This window comes from Mycobacterium sp. M23085, assembly GCF_045343915.1.
Lineage (GTDB): Bacteria > Actinomycetota > Actinomycetes > Mycobacteriales > Mycobacteriaceae > Mycobacterium.
In genome coordinates, this window is record NZ_CP174280.1 from 2,198,592 (window position 1) to 2,218,509 (window position 19,918).

23 protein-coding genes are annotated in these 19,918 nt (G+C 67.4%); 11 read left to right on the forward strand and 12 right to left on the reverse strand.

Annotated features, from left to right (window positions below; translation table 11 throughout):
- Positions 1–32: 32 nt before the first annotated feature.
- From ACIUM1_RS09900 to infA, 6 genes are all read right to left on the reverse strand, one after another.
- Entirely contained in the window at positions 33–1,076 is a 1,044-nt protein-coding gene (locus tag ACIUM1_RS09900) for a DNA-directed RNA polymerase subunit alpha (protein WP_406816994.1), read from the reverse strand.
- Between the two features lie 84 nt (positions 1,077–1,160).
- Positions 1,161–1,766, reverse strand: a complete 606-nt coding sequence (gene rpsD, locus ACIUM1_RS09905; RefSeq protein WP_008260255.1) for a 30S ribosomal protein S4 — start codon at positions 1,764–1,766, stop codon at positions 1,161–1,163.
- Between the two features lie 10 nt (positions 1,767–1,776).
- Positions 1,777–2,193: a 30S ribosomal protein S11 gene (gene rpsK / locus ACIUM1_RS09910; RefSeq protein ID WP_008260256.1), complete on the reverse strand. Its 417-nt coding sequence runs from the start codon at positions 2,191–2,193 to the stop codon at positions 1,777–1,779.
- 6 nt (positions 2,194–2,199) lie between these two features.
- A complete protein-coding gene (rpsM, locus tag ACIUM1_RS09915) occupies positions 2,200–2,574 on the reverse strand; it encodes a 30S ribosomal protein S13 (protein WP_007773477.1) in 375 nt (124 codons plus the stop codon).
- Between the two features lie 190 nt (positions 2,575–2,764).
- Positions 2,765–2,878, reverse strand: coding sequence for a 50S ribosomal protein L36 (gene rpmJ / locus ACIUM1_RS09920; protein WP_003879483.1), 114 nt, complete (start codon positions 2,876–2,878; stop codon positions 2,765–2,767).
- 50 nt (positions 2,879–2,928) lie between these two features.
- The gene (gene infA / locus ACIUM1_RS09925; RefSeq protein WP_003418601.1) at positions 2,929–3,150 is read right to left on the reverse strand and encodes a translation initiation factor IF-1; all 222 of its coding nucleotides are present in this window, start codon (positions 3,148–3,150) and stop codon (positions 2,929–2,931) included.
- A 250-nt stretch (positions 3,151–3,400) separates the two neighbouring features.
- Here infA and ACIUM1_RS09930 point away from each other — a divergent pair, with 250 nt between their 5' ends.
- From ACIUM1_RS09930 to ACIUM1_RS09965, 8 genes are all read left to right on the forward strand, one after another.
- Positions 3,401–5,083 (forward strand): FAD-dependent oxidoreductase, encoded by a 1,683-nt coding sequence (locus ACIUM1_RS09930; RefSeq protein WP_406816995.1) that lies wholly within the window; start codon positions 3,401–3,403, stop codon positions 5,081–5,083.
- Positions 5,084–5,090: 7 nt separating this feature from the next.
- On the forward strand, positions 5,091–6,623 hold the full coding sequence (locus tag ACIUM1_RS09935) for an ATP-binding protein (protein ID WP_406816996.1): 1,533 nt from the start codon (positions 5,091–5,093) through the stop codon (positions 6,621–6,623).
- Positions 6,624–6,651: 28 nt separating this feature from the next.
- Complete coding sequence (locus tag ACIUM1_RS09940) at positions 6,652–7,500, forward strand: LLM class F420-dependent oxidoreductase (RefSeq protein WP_406816997.1); 849 nt, start codon at positions 6,652–6,654, stop codon at positions 7,498–7,500.
- 19 nt (positions 7,501–7,519) lie between these two features.
- Complete coding sequence (locus ACIUM1_RS09945) at positions 7,520–8,386, forward strand: LLM class F420-dependent oxidoreductase (protein ID WP_406816998.1); 867 nt, start codon at positions 7,520–7,522, stop codon at positions 8,384–8,386.
- A gap of 26 nt (positions 8,387–8,412) precedes the next feature.
- Complete coding sequence (rfbB, locus tag ACIUM1_RS09950; protein WP_406816999.1) at positions 8,413–9,408, forward strand: dTDP-glucose 4,6-dehydratase; 996 nt, start codon at positions 8,413–8,415, stop codon at positions 9,406–9,408.
- Position 9,409: 1 nt separating this feature from the next.
- The gene (rfbC, locus tag ACIUM1_RS09955) at positions 9,410–10,015 is read left to right on the forward strand and encodes a dTDP-4-dehydrorhamnose 3,5-epimerase (RefSeq protein ID WP_406817621.1); all 606 of its coding nucleotides are present in this window, start codon (positions 9,410–9,412) and stop codon (positions 10,013–10,015) included.
- A gap of 202 nt (positions 10,016–10,217) precedes the next feature.
- Positions 10,218–11,357, forward strand: coding sequence for an acyltransferase family protein (locus ACIUM1_RS09960; protein ID WP_406817000.1), 1,140 nt, complete (start codon positions 10,218–10,220; stop codon positions 11,355–11,357).
- A gap of 88 nt (positions 11,358–11,445) precedes the next feature.
- Entirely contained in the window at positions 11,446–12,582 is a 1,137-nt protein-coding gene (locus ACIUM1_RS09965) for an acyltransferase family protein (RefSeq protein WP_406817001.1), read from the forward strand.
- Positions 12,583–12,596: 14 nt separating this feature from the next.
- Here ACIUM1_RS09965 and ACIUM1_RS09970 read toward each other — a convergent pair whose 3' ends face one another.
- The 5 genes from ACIUM1_RS09970 to ACIUM1_RS09990 are packed head-to-tail and all read right to left on the reverse strand — an operon-like array spanning position 12,597 to position 15,584.
- The gene (locus ACIUM1_RS09970; RefSeq protein WP_406817002.1) at positions 12,597–12,989 is read right to left on the reverse strand and encodes a hypothetical protein; all 393 of its coding nucleotides are present in this window, start codon (positions 12,987–12,989) and stop codon (positions 12,597–12,599) included.
- The gene (locus ACIUM1_RS09975; protein WP_406817003.1) at positions 12,986–13,915 is read right to left on the reverse strand and encodes a metallophosphoesterase family protein; all 930 of its coding nucleotides are present in this window, start codon (positions 13,913–13,915) and stop codon (positions 12,986–12,988) included. Before ACIUM1_RS09975 ends, ACIUM1_RS09970 begins: the two co-directional genes overlap by 4 nt.
- Positions 13,912–14,298 carry a cupredoxin family copper-binding protein gene (locus tag ACIUM1_RS09980; protein ID WP_406817004.1) on the reverse strand — a complete coding sequence of 129 codons (387 nt, stop codon included), beginning with the start codon at positions 14,296–14,298 and terminating at the stop codon, positions 13,912–13,914. Before ACIUM1_RS09980 ends, ACIUM1_RS09975 begins: the two co-directional genes overlap by 4 nt.
- Before the next feature lie 42 nt (positions 14,299–14,340).
- Complete coding sequence (locus tag ACIUM1_RS09985) at positions 14,341–15,045, reverse strand: Rieske (2Fe-2S) protein (protein ID WP_406817005.1); 705 nt, start codon at positions 15,043–15,045, stop codon at positions 14,341–14,343.
- Complete coding sequence (locus ACIUM1_RS09990; protein WP_406817006.1) at positions 15,042–15,584, reverse strand: RNA polymerase sigma factor; 543 nt, start codon at positions 15,582–15,584, stop codon at positions 15,042–15,044. The genes ACIUM1_RS09985 and ACIUM1_RS09990 overlap by 4 nt, the downstream gene beginning before the upstream one ends.
- A gap of 218 nt (positions 15,585–15,802) precedes the next feature.
- On the opposite strand from ACIUM1_RS09990, the gene ACIUM1_RS09995 reads away from it, so the two are divergent.
- The 3 genes from ACIUM1_RS09995 to mmsB are packed head-to-tail and all read left to right on the forward strand — an operon-like array spanning position 15,803 to position 19,400.
- Positions 15,803–17,323: a CoA-acylating methylmalonate-semialdehyde dehydrogenase gene (locus ACIUM1_RS09995; RefSeq protein WP_406817007.1), complete on the forward strand. Its 1,521-nt coding sequence runs from the start codon at positions 15,803–15,805 to the stop codon at positions 17,321–17,323.
- Between the two features lie 13 nt (positions 17,324–17,336).
- A complete protein-coding gene (locus ACIUM1_RS10000) occupies positions 17,337–18,503 on the forward strand; it encodes an acyl-CoA dehydrogenase family protein (RefSeq protein ID WP_406817008.1) in 1,167 nt (388 codons plus the stop codon).
- A gap of 12 nt (positions 18,504–18,515) precedes the next feature.
- Positions 18,516–19,400: a 3-hydroxyisobutyrate dehydrogenase gene (gene mmsB / locus ACIUM1_RS10005; RefSeq protein WP_406817009.1), complete on the forward strand. Its 885-nt coding sequence runs from the start codon at positions 18,516–18,518 to the stop codon at positions 19,398–19,400.
- 3 nt (positions 19,401–19,403) lie between these two features.
- On the opposite strand, the gene ACIUM1_RS10010 is transcribed toward mmsB, so the two are convergent.
- Positions 19,404–19,910, reverse strand: coding sequence for a MarR family transcriptional regulator (locus tag ACIUM1_RS10010; RefSeq protein ID WP_406817010.1), 507 nt, complete (start codon positions 19,908–19,910; stop codon positions 19,404–19,406).
- Positions 19,911–19,918 lie beyond the last annotated feature (8 nt).

Here is a 19,918-nt window from a genome sequence, read left to right on the forward strand (position 1 = left end):
GCCGGGACGGACTCTTTCGAGCGGTTGGGCGTTTACAGCTGTTCGGTTTCCGCGTAGTCCTGGTCGTCGTAGGCAGCCTCGGATGACCAGGTGCCGGTGGCGACGTCGTAGCCCGCGACCTGCGAGGGGTCGAAGCTCGGCGGGCTGTCCTTGAGCGACAGGCCCAGCTGGTGCAGCTTGACCTTCACCTCGTCGATGGACTTCTGACCGAAGTTGCGGATGTCGAGCAGGTCGGACTCGGTCCGGCTGACCAGCTCGCCGACGGTGTGCACACCCTCGCGCTTGAGGCAGTTGTAGGACCGCACCGTCAGATCCAGGTCGTCGATCGGCAGGGCGAACGACGCGATGTGGTCGGCCTCGGCCGGCGACGGCCCGATCTCGATGCCCTCGGCCTCGACGTTGAGTTCGCGTGCCAGGCCGAACAATTCGACCAGGGTCTTGCCCGCCGACGCCAGCGCGTCGCGGGGGTTGATCGAGCTCTTGGTCTCGACGTCCAGGATCAGCTTGTCGAAGTCGGTGCGCTGCTCGACACGGGTGGCGTCCACCTTGTAGGTGACCTTGAGCACCGGCGAGTAGATGGAATCGACCGGGATACGGCCGATTTCGGCACCCGAGGCACGGTTCTGCACGGCCGGCACGTAGCCGCGGCCGCGCTCGACGACCAGCTCGACCTCGAGCTTGCCCTTGTCGTTCAGCGTGGCGATGTGCAGGTCGGGGTTGTGCACGGTGACACCGGCGGGCGGCACGATGTCCCCCGCGGTGACCTCACCCGGGCCCTGCTTGCGCAGGTACATGGTGACCGGCTCGTCCTCCTCGGAGGACACCACCAGGCTCTTGAGGTTCAAGATGATCGCGGTGACGTCTTCCTTGACGCCCGGCACGGTGGTGAACTCGTGCAACACGCCGTCGATGCGGATGCTGGTGACGGCCGCACCCGGAATCGAGGACAGCAGCGTCCGGCGCAACGAGTTGCCCAGGGTGTAACCGAATCCCGGCTCCAGCGGCTCGATGACGAACTGGGAGCGGCTGTCGGTGAGGACTTCCTCGGACAATGTGGGTCGCTGAGAGATCAGCATGGTGTTTCTTCTTCTCCTTCTCGGCACCCGCTATTTGATGCCGTTAAGACCCGCCGGTGCGGCTGCACCGGCGGAAAACTGCTCTTACTTCGAGTAGAACTCGACGATGAGCTGCTCGGTGAGCGGCACGTCGATCTGCGCCCGCTCGGGCAGCTGGTGCACGAGGATGCGCTGACGCTCCCCCACCACCTGCAGCCAGCTCGGGATCGGGCGGTCGCCCGCCGTCTCCCGCGCGATCTGGAACGGCACCGTGTTCAGCGAGCCGTCCCGCACGTCGATGATGTCGTACTGCGACACCCGGTAGCTGGGAACGTTGACGTGCACGCCGTTGACGCTGAAGTGGCCGTGGCTGACCAGCTGACGCGCCATCCGGCGGGTACGCGCCAGCCCGGCGCGGTACACGACGTTGTCCAGCCGGCTCTCCAGGATGCGCAGCAGCTCTTCACCCGTCTTGCCGGGCTGGCGCACGGCCTCTTCGTAGTAGCGGCGGAACTGCTTCTCCATCACGCCGTAGGTGAAGCGGGCCTTCTGCTTCTCCTGCAGCTGCAGCAGGTATTCGCTTTCCTTGATCCGCGCACGGCCATGCTGGCCGGGCGGGTAGGGACGCTTCTCGAACGCCTGGTCGCCGCCGACGAGGTCGGTGCGCAGCCGGCGCGACTTGCGGGTAACGGGTCCGGTGTAACGAGCCATGGTTTATCTCCTAGACCCTTCTGCGCTTCGGGGGGCGAACGCCGTTGTGCGGCTGGGGGGTGACGTCGGAGATCGCGCCGACCTCCAGACCGGCGGCCTGCAGCGACCGGATCGCCGTCTCCCGGCCCGAGCCCGGGCCCTTCACGAACACGTCGACCTTCTTCACGCCGTGCTCCTGCGCCTTGCGGGCCGCGTTCTCGGCGGCCAGCTGCGCGGCGAACGGCGTCGACTTGCGCGAACCCTTGAACCCGACGTGACCCGACGACGCCCAGGCGATGACGTTGCCCTGCGGGTCGGTGATGGTCACGATCGTGTTGTTGAACGTGCTCTTGATGTGGGCGGCGCCGTGCGGGACGTTCTTCTTCTCCCGGCGACGGGTCTTCTGCCCCTTCTTGGGGGCAGAGGCTGCCTTCTTGGCTGGTGGCATGGGTGATTACCTGGCCTTCTTCTTGCCGGCGATGGTGCGCTTGGGTCCCTTGCGGGTGCGCGCGTTGGTCTTGGTGCGCTGGCCGCGCACCGGCAGGCCGCGGCGGTGCCGCAGGCCCTGGTAGCAACCAATCTCGATCTTGCGCCGGATGTCGGCCTGAACCTCGCGGCGCAGGTCACCCTCCACCTTCAGGTTCGCTTCGATGTAGTCACGCAAGTGGGTCAGCTGGTCATCGGTCAGGTCCCGGGTGCGCAGGTTCCGGTCGATGCCGGTAGCTGCCAGGATCTCGTTCGACCGGGTGCGGCCGACGCCGAAGATATAGGTCAGCGCGATCTCCATCCGCTTGTCACGCGGAAGATCGACGCCTACTAGTCGAGCCATAGGTGGCGTTTCCTCTTTTTCTCGGCGGAGGTCTGATCCCAGCCCGTTCCCGATCCGTCTGATCGGGGCCCGGCCTCCGTCCGGGCGTGGATGAGCCGGCCCATCTCTTCAGATGCCAGCCGCTCAGTGGTGCTGGGAGGTCTTCATTCAGTTGTGTGCGTACTGCGGGGGCCGCCGAAGCGCTGGGCGACTAGCCCTGGCGCTGCTTGTGGCGCGGATCGGAGCAGATCACCATGACCCGCCCATGCCGACGGATCACCCTGCACTTGTCACAGATTGGCTTGACGCTCGGGTTCACCTTCACGGCTGTTCGATCCTGTTCTGTCTATTCGTAGGTGTGCTAATCAGGCGCTTTTACTTGTACCGGTACACAATGCGGCCGCGGGACAGGTCGTAGGGAGACAACTCCACCACCACCCGGTCCTCGGGCAGGATGCGGATGTAGTGCTGCCGCATCTTGCCGCTGATGTGGGCAAGCACCTTGTGACCGTTCTCCAGCTCAATGCGGAACATCGCATTGGGCAGCGGCTCGACCACTCGGCCTTCCACCTCGATGGCGCCGTCCTTCTTGGCCATAACTCGTTAAGAATCCTCGTCGTATAGTTTCGTCTTCGTCTGCGCCTAGTCGACGCGACATTGCACCGACTTGGAACGTGAGCCGGTGGCAGGAAATTCCCAGGGACTTGGCACACAAAAAGTCGGCGCGGATGCCGCACCGTTGTTCCACGATACCTGGTTCTGCCGCTGCACCAAAATCGCTGCGGGCGGAGTGCGGCCCGCCTCTCGACCTCCCACATGGGCGCTGACGAGCGCATACTTGAGGCCGATGAGCACGCCAGCCGCCCCCGGCTCCCCGACCGCCCAGCGCAAGCCGGTCATGCTGACCGTCGACGACGATCCCTCGGTGTCCCGGGCGGTCGCCCGCGACCTGCGCCGCCACTACGGCGAGGAGCACCGGATCGTGCGCGCGGAGTCCGGGCCCGACGCTTTGGGCACACTCAAGGAGCTCAAGCTGCGCGGCGAGACGGTCGCGCTGCTGATCGCCGACTACCGGATGCCGCAGATGAGCGGCATCGAGTTCCTCGAGCAGGCGATGGACCTGTACCCGGCCGCGCGGCGGGTGCTGCTCACCGCCTACGCCGACACCCACGCCGCCATCGACGCGATCAACGTCGTCGACCTGGACCACTACCTGCTCAAGCCGTGGGATCCGCCGGAGGAGAAGTTCTACCCGGTCATCGACGGGCTGCTGGACGCCTGGCGGGCCGCACCCGAGCACCCCATCCCGCACACCAAGGTGATCGGCCACCGCTGGTCGGCGCGGTCCTGGCAGGTCCGCGACTTCCTGGCCCGCAACGGCCTCTACTACACCTGGTTCATGGCCGACGAGCCCGCCGGCGAGCGGCTGCTCACCGCGGCCGGCGAGGACGGGCGGCGGCTGCCGGTGGTCGTCACCCAGGGCGGTGACGCCCTGGTCGAACCCACCGACGCCCAGCTGGCCGAGACCCTGGGCCTGACCACCACGCCGTCGCAGGAGTTCTACGACCTGATCGTGGTCGGCGGCGGGCCCGCCGGCCTGGCGGCGGCCGTGTACGGCGCCTCGGAGGGGCTGCGCACGGTGCTCATCGAGCACATCGCCACCGGCGGTCAGGCCGGGCAGAGTTCGCGCATCGAGAACTACCTGGGCTTCCCGGACGGGGTGTCGGGGAGCCAGCTGGCCGACCGGGCACGGCGGCAGGCGGAGAAGTTCGGCGCCGAGCTGATCACCGCCCGCAAGGCCACCGCCCTCGAGGTGAACGGCCCCAAGCGGACCGTGCGGTTCGCCGACGGCGGCTCGATCGACGCGCACGCGGTCATCCTGGCCACCGGGGTGTCGTATCGCCAGCTGCAGGCCGAGGGCTGCACCGAGCTGACCGGTTGCGGCGTCTACTACGGCGCGGCCATCTCGGTGGCCTCGGAGTGCGAAAACGAAGAGGTCTACGTCATCGGCGGGGCGAACTCGGCCGGCCAGGCGGCGATGTACCTGTCGCGGACGGCCAAGTCGGTCAGCATCGTGGTGCGCGCCCCGTCGCTGGAGGCGTCGATGTCCTACTACCTCATCCAGCAGATCGAGGCGAACTCCAAGATCAACGTGCTGACCTGTACCGAGGTGCAGCGCGCCACCGGTGAGGGCCACCTGGAGCAGCTGAGGTTGGTCAACAACCGGACCGGCGAAACCGAGGACGTCACCTGCGGCCGGATGTTCATCTTCATCGGCGCCGCCCCGCGCACCGACTGGCTCGACGGCGTGCTGGCCCGCGACGACCACGGGTTCATCCTGACCGGCCCGGACCTGCGCAACGTGTGCGGCTGGACGCTGGACCGCCCGCCGCATCACCTGGAGACCAGCGTGCCCGGGGTCTTCGCCACCGGCGATGTCCGCTCCACGTCCGCCAAACGGGTCGCCGCCGCGGTCGGTGAGGGGTCGATGGCGGTGATGCTGGTGCACCGATACCTGGCCGAGAACTAGGAGAAGCATGACCGGCGCCGAACTAACGGCCGTACCGTGTGAGCCCGACGAGCTGCGCAGCCTGTTCCTGTTCGAGGCGCTCACCGACGAGCAGCTGGCGGTGCTGTGCAGCAACGGGCACATCCAGCACTACGAACCGGGCCCGATCTGTGTCGAAGGCGAACCGGCGACCTGCTTCTACGTCCTGATCGACGGGGAGCTGACCATGAGCAAGCTGTCCGGCGGCCAGGACATCGAGACCAATCGCACCTCGCAGCGCGGCGTGTACTGCGGGGCCTGGCGGGCGTTCACCGGCGGTAACCAGAAGAGCTATGACGCCTCGGTGCACGTGACCAAGCCGTCGCGCTTCTTCGTGATGGACGCGCCGGTGTTCGCCCAGTTCATGCGGGACCAGTTCCCCATGGCGGTGCACCTGCTCGACGGCATCGCCGTCGGCACCGACCGCACCCGCCGCATCATCGACAACCGGGAGAAGCTGCTGGCGCTGGGCCGGTTGTCGGCCGGGCTGACGCATCAGCTGAACAATCCCGCGGCGGCCATCTCGCGGTCCGCGGCGGATCTGCGCGAACGCGTGGCCAACATGCGCCACAAGCTGGCGATGCTGGCCGACGGCACCGTCACCCCCGAGGCGTTGAGCGCGCTGGTGCAGTTGCAGGAACGGGTGGCCGAGCAGGTCGCCAAGTCGGCGTCACAGCACCTGAGCGCGCTGGAGACCTCCGACCGCGAGGACGCCGTCGGCGACTGGCTGGACGACCACGGCATCGACGGCGGCTGGGACATCGCGCCGACGTTCGTCGAGGGCGGCATCGACACCGACTGGCTGGAGCAGATTTCCGCGGTCAGCGAGGAGCTCGGGTCGACGTCGCTGGAGCAGGCGATTCGATGGATCAACTACACCATCGAAAGCGAGCTGCTGATGAACCAGATCCTGGAAGCCAGCAAGAGGATTTCGGCGTTGGTGGCCGACGCAAAGCAGTATTCGCAAATGGATCGGGCCCCGTTCCAGGTGGCCAACGTGCACGACCTGCTGTACAGCACGCTGGCGATGTTCGCCGATCGGTTGACCAAGGACGCGGGCAAAGACACCGGCGAGAACCCCCCGATCACCGTAGTCAAGGACTTCGACAAGACGCTGCCCGAAATCCCCTGCTATCCAGGCGATCTCAATCAAGTGTGGACCAACATCATCGACAACGCGCTCGCCGCCATGCGCGACACCGGTGGCACGCTGACCATCCGCACCTGCCGCTACGGCGAGAACATGGCCCGGGTCGAAATCTGCGATACCGGGCCGGGCATCCCCGCAGATATCCGCGAGCACATCTTCGAGCCCTTCTTCACCACCAAACCGTTCGGCGAAGGCACCGGACTGGGCCTGGACCTGGCGTTCAACATCGTGGTGAAGAAACACCGCGGGGACCTGCGGGTCGAGTCAGTGCCCGGCGACACCCGGTTCATCGTGCTGCTGCCGCTGGAGCCGCCCGCCGCCGACGTCGCGGAACTCGACGACGTGGATGAGCACGCGGCCGCCCCGGAATAGCCTCCGCGGGGCGCAGGTTGGGAACACCATGACCGATGCAGCAGGCAAACCAGACCTCGGCCGGTTCGGATCGTTCGGGCGCGGCGTCACACCCGAGCAGGCCAGGGACATCGAAGCGCTGGGCTACGGTGCCGTCTGGGTCGGCGGTTCACCGCCGGCCGAGCTGGCCTGGGTCGAGCCCCTCCTGGAAGCGACGACCACGCTGCAGGTGGGCACCGGCATCGTCAACATCTGGACCGCGGCCGCGGGACCGGTGGCGGAATCCTTCCACCGCATCGAGGCGGCCTACCCGGGCCGGTTTCTACTCGGCATCGGCGTCGGCCACCCCGAGGCGCAGACCGAGTACCGCAAGCCCTACGACGCCCTGGTGGACTACCTGAACCAACTCGACGACCACGGCGTGCCCACCAACCGCCGGGTGGTGGCGGCGCTGGGCCCGCGCGTGCTGAAGCTGTCCGCGGAACGCTCGGCCGGGGCCCACCCCTACCTGACCACGCCGGAGCACACCGCGCACGCCCGCGAAATCATCGGCCCGTCGGCTTTCCTGGCGCCCGAGCACAAGGTGGTGTTGACCACCGACGCGGACAAGGCGCGGGCGATCGGCCGCAAGGCGCTGGACGTCTATTTCAATTTGGCGAATTACCGAAACAACTGGAAGCGGCTGGGTTTCAGCGACGACGAGGTCACCCGGCCGGGCAGCGACCGCCTGGTGGACGCGGTGGTTGCCTATGGCACCGTGGACCAGATAGCCGCGCGGCTCAACGAGCACCTCGACGCCGGCGCCGATCACGTACCCGTTCAGGTCCTGACGAAGGATGAAAACCTGGTCTCGGCCTTGGCTGAACTGGCGGGGCCGCTTGGCCTGAAGCCGTCGTAACAAGCAAGGAGGGACCCAGATGACCGAAGCAGCAGCACTCAAGCCCGACTTGGGCCGGTTCGGCGTCTGGCTGCCCAACCGCTCGATCACGCCCGAGTTGGCCGAAGGCATCGAATCCCTGGGATATGGCGCGGCCTGGATCGGCTGGTCGCCGGACGCCGAACTGGCCTGGGCCGAGCCGGCGCTGGCGCGGACCACTTCGCTGCAACTGGCCACCGGGATCGTCAACATCTGGTCAGCGCCCGCACCGACGGTTGCCGAGTCCTTTGCCCGCATCGAAAGCGCCTACCCGGGAAGGTTTCTGCTGGGCGTCGGGGTAGGCCACCGCGAGCACACCGAGGAATACGTGAAGCCCTACGAGGCGCTGGTCGGTTACCTCGACGAACTCGACGCCGCGGGCGTGCCGACCAGCCGTCGGGTGCTGGCGGCGCTCGGACCACGGGTGCTGCGGCTGGCGGCGCAGCGCAGCGCGGGCGCCCACCCGTACCTCACCACACCGGAACACACGGCCAAGGCACGCGACCTGATCGGCAACACGGTGTTCCTGGCACCGGAGCACAAGGTGGTGCTCAGCACCGACGTCGAGCAGGCCCGCGCGGTCGGCCGCGAGACCGTCAAAACCTATCTGGACCTGACCAACTATGTGAACAACTGGCTGCGGCTGGGGTTCACCGAAGACGACGTGCGCCAGCCCGGCAGCGACAGGCTGATCGACGCGGTGGTGGCCCACGGCACCCCGGAGGCCATTGCGCAGCGCCTCGACGAACACTTGGCAGCCGGCGCCGACCACGTGGCGATCCAGGTGCTGGGCGTCCCTGATGACGAGGCGCTGCTGTCCGCACTCGGCGAGCTGGCGGGACCTTTGGGGCTAACACCCGCAAGCTGACCGGCCGGCTCGGTTAGGGTTTGGGCATGCGGTTACTGGTCACCGGCGGCGCTGGATTCATCGGCGCCAACTTCGTGCACAGCACGGTCCGCGAACACCCCGAGGATTCGGTGACGGTGCTCGACGCCTTGACCTATGCGGGTCGGCGCGAGTCACTGGCCGACGTCGAAGGCTCGATCGAGCTGGTGGTCGGTGACATCACCGACGCCGAGCTGGTGTCGCGGCTGGTCGCCGAATCCGACGCGGTGGTGCATTTCGCCGCGGAAAGTCACGTCGACAACGCGCTGGACAGTCCCGAGCCGTTCCTGCACACCAACGTGGTCGGCACCTTCACCATTTTGGAGGCGGTGCGGCGTTACGGCGTGCGGCTGCACCACATCTCGACCGACGAGGTCTACGGAGACCTGGAGCTCGACGACCCGCAGCGGTTCACCGAGGCCACGCCCTATAACCCGTCCAGCCCGTATTCGGCGACCAAAGCCGCCGCCGACATGCTGGTGCGCGCCTGGGTGCGCTCGTACGGGGTGCGCGCGACGATTTCGAACTGCTCCAACAATTACGGGCCCTATCAGCACGTCGAGAAATTCATCCCGCGCCAGATCACCAACGTGCTCACCGGCCGGCGGCCCAAGCTGTACGGCACCGGCGCCAACGTCCGCGACTGGATCCACGTCGATGACCACAACAGCGCGGTCCGGCGCATCCTGGACAAGGGCGAGATCGGGCGCACCTACCTGATCAGCTCCGAAGGAGAGCGCGACAACCTGACCGTGTTGCGCACGCTGCTGCAGATGATGGGCCGTGAACCCGACGATTTTGACCACGTCACCGACCGGGTTGGTCACGATTTGCGATACGCCATCGATCCGTCCACGTTGTATGACGAATTATGTTGGGCGCCAAAGCATACCGACTTCGAGGAGGGGCTGCGTGCCACCATTGACTGGTACCGCGCAAACGAATCGTGGTGGCGTCCGTTGAAAGACGCGTCGGAAGCCCGCTACGAAGAGCGTGGACAGTAGCGTGGAAGTCCGCGAACTGAAAATTCCCGGCGCCTGGGAGATCACCCCTACCGTTCATGGCGATTCGCGCGGCCATTTCTTCGAATGGCTCACCGACAAGGGTTTCCGCTCCTTCGCCGGCCACCGGTTGGACGTCCGGCAGGCCAATTGCTCGGTGTCATCGGCCGGGGTGCTGCGCGGACTGCATTACGCTCAGGTGCCGCCGAGCCAGGCCAAGTACGTGACCTGCGTTCGCGGTTCGGTATTCGATGTCGTCGTCGACATCCGGGTGGGTTCGCCGACGTTCGGGCAATGGGATTCGGTTCTGCTCAACGACTCCGAGCACCGGACGATCTACCTCTCCGAGGGCCTGGCGCACGGCTTCCTGGCGCTGCAAGACAATTCGACGGTGATGTATCTGTGCTCGGCGGAATACAACCCGCAACGCGAGCACACCATTTGCGCGACCGATCCGGCGCTGGCCATCGACTGGCCGCTGGTGGATGGGGCGGTGCCCAACTTGTCCGACCGCGACGCCGCGGCGCCCAGTTTCGAAGAGGCGCGCGCCTCCGGCCTGCTGCCCACCTGGGACGAGACGAAGGCGTTCATCGACGGCCTGCGCGGCTGACGGCACGCTATCGGCCGCCGCCAGACACGCTGTCAGGCACCGCAATTGGCCCGCCACTTGTTGCACACATGTACAGTAATGGCTGCGTTTGCGTGCGGCGGAACCCCCGGAAACCGCCGAACAGCATGGTCCCCGCGTCAGCTAACGATAAGATGTCGCCGATGATGCCGACGAGGCCCGATGCGGGTGGCGGGGGACGCCGATGAAGCTAGGGCAGGTTTTCGATCCGCGAAGCAATGCGCTGAACGCTTGGCGGTTGGCGCTGGCGGCCGAGGTCATCTTTTGGCACACCTATCCGATCCGGGGCCATCTGCCCTCCATGCGGGCCGTTCTGCAGCTTCTGCTGTCCGTCGGGGTGGACGGGTTCTTCGCGATTTCGGGGTTCCTCATCACGGCGAGTTGGCTGAGCAACCCTAAACTGCGCACTTACCTCGCCGCCCGGGCGCTGCGCATTCTGCCCGGCTTCTACGTCTGCATGATCGTGACCGCGTTCGTGTTCGCCCCGCTGAGTGTGGCGATCCAAGGCGGTTCGCCGGCCAAGCTGCTGTTCTCGTTCGCGCCGTTCGACTACGTCCTGCAAAACATCGGGGTCTTATGGCTCAAGCCCGACGTGGGCGGCACCCCGTTCAACGTCCCCAGTGCGGGCATCTGGAACGCCTCGCTGTGGTCACTCTTCTGGGAAATCATGTGCTATCTGGTCGTCGCCGCCATCGGCGTGGCCGGACTGGCCAACCGACGGTGGGTTTCCCCGGTGATATTGGTGGCGGCGGCCATCGGGGCATCGATGATGCCGCCCGTCACCTTCCCCGAGGTGTTCAACAAGCCGACCGGCAACTTCGGCATCGTCATCGTCTTCCTCGCCTGCCGGGCCGCGATCATGTTTGCCGCCGGAGCGTTGCTGTACCAGTGGCGCGACGTGATTCCCGCCCGCTGGTCGCTGGTCGCGGTGAGCGTGGTCATCGTGCTGCTGGCCGGCCAGCTGCCGGACTACCGAGTGGTCGCCGCCGTGCCGCTGGCCTACGCCGTCATCGTCTCGGGGTCCCTGCTGCACAACAAGCGATTGAGGTTGCGCACGGACCTGTCCTACGGCATGTACATCTACGCGTACCCGACCCAGCAGCTGCTGGTTGTCCTCGGGCTGCTCAGCCTCAATCCGATCGTGTTCTGCCTGACCGTGGCGCTGGCCACCCTGCCGCTGGCCGCGGCCAGCTGGTTCCTGGTCGAAAAGCCGGCGAGGTCGCTGAAGGCGCGACTCAAACGGAGATCTGCCGACTCGCGCGGGCAAGCGGCCATGGCGATGCCCCCGGAGTTCCCCGCCGAAGATCGCGGGGTAGCGACCTGATCGCGGGCACCGCCCGCGTCAGCGTCACTCGGGTTTCGGCCCGTACGATGGCGCCGGTGACGAGTGGTGTGCGGGTGGCGGAGGCTGGATGAAACTGGGGCAGGTATTCGACCCACGAAGGAACGCGCTCAACGCACTTCGGTTGGTGCTGGCGGCCGAGGTGATGCTCTTCCACTCCTGGCCGATCACCGGCCACATGCCACCGAAGGCGACCCTGCAGCTCTTCTTTTCCGTCGGCGTTGACGGCTTCTTCGCGATCTCCGGCTTCCTGATCACCCGGAGTTGGCTCACCGATCCGCGACTGCGCGACTATCTCACCGCTCGCGCGCTGCGCATCCTGCCCGGCTTCTACGTGTGCTTGATCGTGACCGCGTTCATCTTCGCTCCGCTCAGTCTGGCGATCCAAGGCGCTTCGGCCACCAAGCTGCTCGCGTCAACCGCGCCGCTCTTGTACGTCGTGAAAAACAGTGCGATCGCGTACCTGCAGCCCAGCATCGACGGCACGCTGCACGGTGTGCCCGGTGGACCCGCCTGGAACGGTTCGATGTGGTCGCTGATCTGGGAACTGCTGTGCTACTTGTTCGTTGCCGCCATCGGCGTGGCGGGCCTGGGCAATCGCCGATGGGTATCCCCGGCGGTTTTAGTAGCGGCAACGCTGGGCGCGTTGGTCCTGCCGCCGCTGACGTTTCCCGGTGTCTGGACCATTCCGCAGCTTGCCGTGCGGGCGGCCATCATGTTCTCGGCCGGAGCCGTCATGTACCAGTGGCGAGACGTCATCCCCGCCCGATGGTCGCTGGTCGCCGTCTGCATTGTCATCGTGGTGGCGGCCGGGTTGCTTCCCGACTACCGGGTGGTTGGTGCGCTTCCGCTGGCGTATGCCGTCGTCGTGTCCGGTTCCCTGCTCAAGAGCCAACGGTTGAGGCTGCGCACCGATCTGTCCTACGGCGTCTACATCTACGCTTTCCCCGCCCAGCAATTGCTGGCCGTCAGTGGGCTCGCGACGCGCCTGCACCCGGTGCTGTTCTTTGTTGTCGCGGTGGCGACCACCCTGCCGCTGGCCGCGGTGAGCTGGTTCCTCATCGAGAAGCCCGCGATGTCCCTCAAGCGCCGGCTTCGGATCAAGTGGGCGGCCCCCGTCGCGTCCAGCTCCGACGAGGCCGGGCCGGTCGACGCCACCGGCGCCCTGGCTGACCAGCCGGCCCCGGAGGCCCCGGGCGCCGGGTAGCTCCAGCTCCCGGCTCAGCCGGAAGTGGTCTGAGCCCCTGGCAGCCGAAGGCGCCCACCAAGCGCCCACAGCACCACCGTGAGCACCTCGGCGGCCACGCTGACGGCGGCGTACGGTGCTGGCTCCCAGCCTCGTTCGGAAAACCCGGACAGGCCAACGGTGCGCGACATCACGAACGCGACCAGTGAACCGGCCGCCACCGCGGCACCGGCCCACCGCAGCCACCCCGGACCGCCGATCAGGATCAGCAGCGCGATCGCGAACGACATACTGGCCTGGGCCAAGAATGCCGTGCCGATGGTCGGCACGTGTTGGTAGCCATGCACATAAAGGTAGGCATGGCTGGCGGCGCTGATCGTCAGCGACGCGGCCAGGCCGAGGCGGACCAGGATGGATGTCAAAGTCATTGCAGTGTCGTCTCTTTCAAGGCCAGGGCGACTTCTCCCCTGGTGTAGCCGACCTCGCGGATGCCCAGCGCGTCGCGCAGCTTGCCGGCCGGCAGCGTGACCGGCTTGGGCGCGGGCCCATCCCCCGGTCGGGGCAGCGGGTAAGCGGTGGTGGTGCCGCTGTAGAACGTGACGTTGCCTTCCGACTTGGAGAACAGTTGGTGCACATGCCCGTTCAGGCACGTCACCGAGGAGAAGCGGCGCAGGTAGCTCAGCGCCTCGGTGGCATCGTCGGTGCCCCAGCCCCATTGCGGGTACATGGCGAACAGCGGGATGTGGCTGAACACGATGATGGGGGTGTCGCTGGAAAGGCCCGCGACGTCCTTCTTGACGAACTCCAGCTGATCGGTACCCAGGTGGCCGAGCTTGCGCAGGTTCAGCGTGTTGACCAACGCGATGACATGCACGCCGGCGACGTCATAGCTGTACCAACCGTCGCCAATTGAGCCGGCGCCGAACGCGTTTCGGTACTTCTGCCCGGCGTCGTCGACGGAGTCGTGCTCCCCTGGCACGGTGAACACGTGCGGCGTCTTCAGACCACTCATCATCTGCTTGACCTGGTCGAACTGCTCCGGGCTGGACAGGTGGGTGAGGTCCCCGGTGTGGATGACGAAGTCCGGGGTGTAACCGAGGTTGTTGACCTGATCGATCGCGTGGCCGAACGTCGCGGCGACGTCCGGGTTGGGCGCCCCGGTGAAACCGAGGTGGCTGTCGCTGATTTGGGCGAAGCGCAGGCTGGGCCGCCCCGCCGTGTGCTGCGCCGCGGCCTGGCCCGCGACATGCGAGATGACCTCGCCGCCGGTGACGGCGAATCCGACCGCCGCCCCGAACCATGCGGTGTGCCGGATGAGCTGGCGGCGGGTCATGCCGTTGGTCTGGCCACTCATCCCGTCACCACCACCGTGCCCCGCATCATCGGGTGGATCGAAGAGACGTAGTCGAAAGTCCCGGCGGTGGAAAAGGTGTGGGTGAAGGTCGCTCCGGTTCCCATGCCGGGTGAGTGGAACGATCCGTCGGTTGCGGCCACCGTGTGGGGTTCTTCGTCGCGATTGGTCCACGTGACGGTGGTCCCGGCGGGCACGGTCAAGGTCACCGGCGCGAACGCGAAGCCGTCGATGGTGACCTCGTTGCCGCGCACCGGAGCCGCCGGCGCGGTGACCGACATCGTGGTGGTGGGCGCGGTGGGGCTCGCCACCGGCCGCGACTGGGAGCAACCGGCCAACAGCAACACGGCCACGGCGGCCACGGCCACCACAGGCCTTCGAAGCATGGGGATATCCATGCCAAGAGATAGGGTGGCGGGTTACGCCGCTCAGGCCGGCCGCTCGGGAGGCGGCGGGGCGAACACCTCGATGACCCCCTTGACCTCACGAACCATAAGTTCGGGCAACGGCTTTGGCGCTATCGGCAACTGATGGGTGAGCACCTGCCCACTGGGCGAGAACGACGTGGTGTGGCAGGGGCAGCGCAGCGTGTCGTCGGGTGCGTCGAACCACAGCTTGCAGCCCTGATGGGTACACACCCCGGAGATCGCCTGGACCTTGCCGTCCACGCGGCGGACGAATCCGGTCACCGAGCCCAGGTCGAAGGCGTGCATGGCGCCGTCCGGCACGTCCGACCCGGCCGCCACGCGCTGCCAACTGCCCTCGTTGGGCGTCAGTTCCCCGGCGGCAACCTCGGGCGCACGACGGCCGGATTGACCCGCCATCAGGGCGCGATCGACGGACACCGCGGCGACCGCCGCGGTGGCGGCGGCCGACGTGCCGACGATGACCTGGCGCCGGGTGCTGCCGCGCCCCGGCGCCACCTCCGTTGGCGCGCTGGACATCTGCTCGGCGATACGCCGGTGCAGATCGGTGACGAATTCCTGGCGCGGCGCGTCGCCCCCGTCGCGAGCCGCGCGCAGCTCGATCGCCGTGCGCAGCTGCGCGGCCTCGAAGTCGTCGGGCGCGAACGGTCTGGGCCGGCGCCCCCGCAACAGGTCGTCGACGTAACGTCGCATCCCTCGCGCGTTCATGGCTTGCCCCCATCGTTGACCTGCGCTGCCAGCCGCAGGGCGCGGTGCTGCAGGACTTTGGCATTGGGCACGCTGATCCCGAGTTCCGCGGCTGACTCCTTGATCGAATTACCGCGCAGGAAGCGCGATTCCAGAATCTGACGGTAGCGATCCGGCAGGCTGTCCAGAACCCGGGCCACCCGCTGCGGCGCGGTGCTGATCGCCTCCTGACTGTCCGCCGGTTGTTCGACGTCCTCGATCGACGTTATCTCCCGCCCCAGCGTCTCGCGCCAGTGCGCGGCCAGCACCGTCCTGGCCGTCGCCCGCAGGTACGCGCGCACCTCGGCGACGCTCGCGGTCAGCCGCAGCGGCCGCAGCGCGGCGAGGAAGACCTCGGCGGTGAGGTCTTCGGCGTCGGTCTGGTTGCCGACGCGCGCGAACAGCGTGCGGTACACCCAGGTCACGTTGTCGGAGTAGACGGCTTCCCAGTTCGGGTAGCCGGCATCGTCGGGCACCGCGCGCAGGGGCCGCGGGTCGAGGGGTTCGTTCCTTGCCGCCACATGCCTCCTTCACCCGATGAATATCGACTCGGGTTACACGGCTCAGGTCGCCGCGAGGGCGGCATCGGCGGCCATCAACTGGCCGGGCTTGGGGCGCATACAGCTGTCAGGCTAGCCCGCTCCGGGCGGTTAGGGAGGTCCACCTTGCCAACGTCCGAGCCGGGTTACTAGGATATCCAAGTATCCGTACACGCCCGTCAACCACACTCGAGGGCCCCATGACCACACAGATCCCACACTTCATCGACGGGCAACGCACCGCCGGGCAGTCCGGCCGCAGCGCTGACGTCTTCAACCCCAGCACCGGGAGCGTCCAGGCGACGGTGCCGATGGCCGGCCAGGCCGACATCGACGCCGCGGTGGCGTCGGCCGTCGAGGCCCAAAAGGGTTGGGCCGCAACAAATCCGCAGCGGCGTGCGCGGGTGATGATGCGCTTCATCGAGCTGGTGAACGATCATAACGACGAGCTCGCCGAGTTGCTGTCCCGCGAGCACGGCAAGACGCTGGCCGACGCCAAGGGCGACATCCAGCGCGGTATCGAGGTCATCGAGTTCTGCATCGGCATCCCCCACCTGCTCAAGGGCGAGTACAGCGAAGGCGCCGGACCCGGCATCGACGTCTACTCGCTGCGCCAGCCGCTGGGCGTGGTCGCCGGCATCACCCCGTTCAACTTCCCGGCGATGATCCCGCTGTGGAAGGCCGGCCCCGCACTGGCCTGCGGCAACGCCTTCGTGCTCAAGCCCAGCGAGCGCGACCCGTCGGTCCCGGTGCGGCTGGCCGAGCTCTTTAAGGAGGCGGGCCTGCCGCCCGGCGTGTTCCAGGTCGTGCACGGCGACAAGGAGGCCGTCGACGCCATCCTCAACCACCCCGACATCCAGGCGGTCGGGTTCGTCGGCAGCTCCGACATCGCCCAGTACATCTACGCCGGGGCCGCCGCCACCGGCAAGCGTGCACAGTGCTTCGGCGGCGCCAAGAACCACATGATCGTGCTGCCCGACGCCGACCTGGACCAGGCCGTCGACGCGCTGATCGGCGCCGGCTACGGCAGCGCCGGCGAGCGCTGCATGGCGATCAGCGTCGCCGTCCCGGTCGGTGACCAGACCGCCGACCGGCTGCGCGCCCGGCTGATCGAGCGGATCAACAACCTGCGGGTCGGCCACAGCCTGGACCCCAAGGCGGACTACGGTCCGCTGGTGACCGAGGCCGCCTTGGCGCGGGTGCGCGACTACATCGCCCAGGGTGTCGACGCGGGAGCCGAATTGGTCATCGACGGCCGCGAACGCGCCAGCGACGACCTGACTTTCGATGACGCCAACCTCGAAGGCGGCTTCTTCATCGGCCCCACCCTGTTCGACCACGTCACCCCGGAGATGTCGATCTACACCGACGAGATCTTCGGGCCGGTGCTGTGCATCGTAAGAGCCACGAATTACGAAGAAGCGCTGGCGCTTCCTTCTCAGCACGAGTACGGCAACGGCGTGGCGGTGTTCACCCGCGACGGCGACGCCGCCCGCGACTTCGTCTCGCGCGTCCAGGTCGGCATGGTCGGCGTCAACGTGCCGATCCCGGTTCCGGTGGCCTACCACACCTTCGGCGGCTGGAAGCGGTCCGGCTTCGGCGACCTCAACCAGCACGGCCCCGCGTCGATCATGTTCTACACCAAGACCAAGACGGTGACGTCGCGGTGGCCGTCCGGCATCAAGGACGGCGCCGAATTCGTCATCCCCACAATGGATTAGGGCCGGCTACTCGATGGCTTCGTTTACCCTGAATGACGACGAGCGGGTGATCACCGAGACCGCCGCAGCGTTCGCCGCCAAGCGCCTGGCCCCGCACGCCCTGGAATGGGATGCGGCCAAACATTTTCCGGTCGATGTGCTGCGTGAATCGGCCGAGCTCGGCATGGCGGCGATCTACTGCCGCGAGGACGTCGGCGGCAGCGGCCTGCGCCGGCTCGACGGTGTCCGCATCTTCGAGCAGTTGGCCATCGCCGACCCCACCACCGCCGCGTTCCTGTCCATTCACAACATGTGCGCGTGGATGATCGACAACTTCGGCACCGCCGAGCAGCGCAAGGACTGGGTTCCGCGGCTGGCGTCGATGGACGTCATCGCCAGCTACTGCCTCACCGAGCCCGGCGCCGGGTCCGACGCCAGCGCGTTGAGCACCCGCGCCGTCAAACAGGGCGACGACTACGTGCTCGACGGCGTAAAGCAGTTCATCTCCGGCGCGGGGGCCTCGGACGTGTACGTGGTGATGGCCAGGACCGGTAGCGAGGGGCCGCGCGGCATCTCGGCCTTCGTGGTCGAAAAGGGTTCCGTGGGGCTCAGTTTCGGCTCGCCCGAGGAGAAGATGGGCTGGCATGCCCAACCCACCGCGCAAGTGATCCTGGACGGGGTCCGGGTGCCGGCCGAGGCGATGCTGGGCGGCGCCGACGGCGAGGGCGCCGGCTTCGGGATCGCGATGAACGGCCTCAACGGCGGTCGGCTCAACATCGCCGCGTGCTCCCTCGGCGGCGCGCAGGCCGCCGCGGACAAGGCCGGGGCCTATGTGCGCGATCGGCAGGCGTTCGGGTCGTCCCTGCTCGACGAGCCGACCATCCGGTTCACGCTGGCCGACATGGCCACCGGCCTGGAGACGTCGCGAATGATGTTGTGGCGGGCGGCCAATGCGTTGGACGCCGACGATCCCGACAAGGTCGAGTTGTGTGCGATGGCCAAGCGCTATGTCACCGACACCTGCTTCGAAGTCGCCGACAAGGCCCTGCAGCTGCACGGTGGCTACGGCTACCTGCGCGAGTACGGCCTGGAAAAGATCGTCCGCGACCTGCGGGTGCACCGAATCCTGGAAGGCACCAACGAAATCATGCGAGTGGTCATCGGCCGGGCCGAAGCCGCGCGGGTCCGCGCAACCGCATAGAAAGGTCGGCAGATGACCGAGCACCTGACGGTGGCCTTCCTGGGCCTCGGCCACATGGGCGGCCCCATGGCCACCAATCTCGTTGCGGCCCAACATGCGGTGCGCGGATTCGATCCCGTGCCCGCGGCGCTGTCGGCGGCAACGCAGGCCGGCGTCACCGGCTTCGACAGCGCCACCGACGCGGTGGCCGGATCGGACGTGGTCATCACCATGCTGCCCAACGGGGAGCTGGTCAAGCGCTGCTACGCGCAGATCCTGCCCGTCGCGCGGCCCGGGGCGCTGTTCATCGACAGCTCCACCATTTCGGTCAACGATGCCCGCGAGGTGCACGCGCTGGCGGAGTCGCACGGCGTCGCGCAGCTGGACGCTCCCGTCTCCGGCGGGGTCAAGGGCGCGGCAGCCGGGACGCTGGCGTTCATGGTGGGCGGCGACACCGATGCGCTGCAGCGGGCGCAGGCGGTGCTGGAACCCATGGCGGGCAAGATCATTCACTGCGGCGCGGCCGGTGCCGGACAGGCCGCCAAGGTGTGCAACAACATGGTGCTGGCGGTGCAGCAGATCGCGATCGGCGAGGCGTTCATCCTGGCCGAGAAGCTCGGGTTGTCCGCCCAGGCCCTGTTCGACGTCATCACCGGGGCGACCGGGAACTGCTGGGCCGTGCACACCAATTGCCCTGTGCCAGGCCCGGTCCCGACATCGCCGGCGAACAACGGCTTCACACCGGGCTTCGCCACCGCCCTGATGAACAAGGACCTGGGCCTGGCGATGGATGCGGTGTCCTCGACCGGAGCGGCGGCTCCGCTGGGCACGCACGCCGCCGAGATCTACGCGGAATTCGCCGCCGAGCACGGCGCCTTGGATTTCAGCGCGGTCATCGAGATGCTGCGCGGCAGCTGAGGCTCAGAAGTCACCGGCGTTGCGGCGCAACGTCTCAATGCATGACGCCAGCTTCTGCGATTCGGCGTCGGTCATCCCGATGTCGGCGAACACCTGCTTGTTGAGGGTGACGGTGGCGTCCTCGACCGTGGAGCGGCCCAGGTCGGTGATCTGCACCAGCGTGGTGCGCCCGTCGGTGGGGTGCGGCACCCGCTGCACCAGGCCGTCGGCCTCCAGCCGGCGGATCGCGTGGGTCACGCTGGTGACGTGCACCTGCAACCGGTCGGAGGCCTTGGTGATGGGCAGCGCCCCGGCCCGGCTGAAGGCCAGCAGTCGCAGCAATTCGTACCGCGAGAAGCTCAGGTCGTAGGGGCGCAGCGCCGTCTCGACGCGGGCCAGCAGGATCTGGTGCGCGCGCATCACCGAGGTCACCGCCACCATGCCCGGCGCCACGTCGCCCCACCCGGCGCGCTCCCAGTTGGCGCGCGCCGCCGCGATCGGATCACGTTTGTCCGGTTGTGATTGCGCCACGCCCCTTC

Coding starts and splice junctions, on each gene's coding strand:
- ACIUM1_RS09900 (WP_406816994.1), bottom strand. CDS start 1,076: ATGCTGATCTCTCAGCGACCCACATTGTCCGAGGAAGTCCTCACCGAC.
- rpsD (WP_008260255.1), bottom strand. CDS start 1,766: ATGGCTCGTTACACCGGACCCGTTACCCGCAAGTCGCGCCGGCTGCGC.
- rpsK (WP_008260256.1), bottom strand. CDS start 2,193: ATGCCACCAGCCAAGAAGGCAGCCTCTGCCCCCAAGAAGGGGCAGAAG.
- rpsM (WP_007773477.1), bottom strand. CDS start 2,574: ATGGCTCGACTAGTAGGCGTCGATCTTCCGCGTGACAAGCGGATGGAG.
- infA (WP_003418601.1), bottom strand. CDS start 3,150: ATGGCCAAGAAGGACGGCGCCATCGAGGTGGAAGGCCGAGTGGTCGAG.
- ACIUM1_RS09930 (WP_406816995.1), top strand. CDS start 3,401: ATGAGCACGCCAGCCGCCCCCGGCTCCCCGACCGCCCAGCGCAAGCCG.
- ACIUM1_RS09935 (WP_406816996.1), top strand. CDS start 5,091: ATGACCGGCGCCGAACTAACGGCCGTACCGTGTGAGCCCGACGAGCTG.
- ACIUM1_RS09940 (WP_406816997.1), top strand. CDS start 6,652: ATGACCGATGCAGCAGGCAAACCAGACCTCGGCCGGTTCGGATCGTTC.
- ACIUM1_RS09945 (WP_406816998.1), top strand. CDS start 7,520: ATGACCGAAGCAGCAGCACTCAAGCCCGACTTGGGCCGGTTCGGCGTC.
- rfbB (WP_406816999.1), top strand. CDS start 8,413: ATGCGGTTACTGGTCACCGGCGGCGCTGGATTCATCGGCGCCAACTTC.
- ACIUM1_RS09960 (WP_406817000.1), top strand. CDS start 10,218: ATGAAGCTAGGGCAGGTTTTCGATCCGCGAAGCAATGCGCTGAACGCT.
- ACIUM1_RS09965 (WP_406817001.1), top strand. CDS start 11,446: ATGAAACTGGGGCAGGTATTCGACCCACGAAGGAACGCGCTCAACGCA.
- ACIUM1_RS09970 (WP_406817002.1), bottom strand. CDS start 12,989: ATGACTTTGACATCCATCCTGGTCCGCCTCGGCCTGGCCGCGTCGCTG.
- ACIUM1_RS09975 (WP_406817003.1), bottom strand. CDS start 13,915: ATGAGTGGCCAGACCAACGGCATGACCCGCCGCCAGCTCATCCGGCAC.
- ACIUM1_RS09980 (WP_406817004.1), bottom strand. CDS start 14,298: ATGCTTCGAAGGCCTGTGGTGGCCGTGGCCGCCGTGGCCGTGTTGCTG.
- ACIUM1_RS09985 (WP_406817005.1), bottom strand. CDS start 15,045: ATGAACGCGCGAGGGATGCGACGTTACGTCGACGACCTGTTGCGGGGG.
- ACIUM1_RS09995 (WP_406817007.1), top strand. CDS start 15,803: ATGACCACACAGATCCCACACTTCATCGACGGGCAACGCACCGCCGGG.
- ACIUM1_RS10000 (WP_406817008.1), top strand. CDS start 17,337: ATGGCTTCGTTTACCCTGAATGACGACGAGCGGGTGATCACCGAGACC.
- mmsB (WP_406817009.1), top strand. CDS start 18,516: ATGACCGAGCACCTGACGGTGGCCTTCCTGGGCCTCGGCCACATGGGC.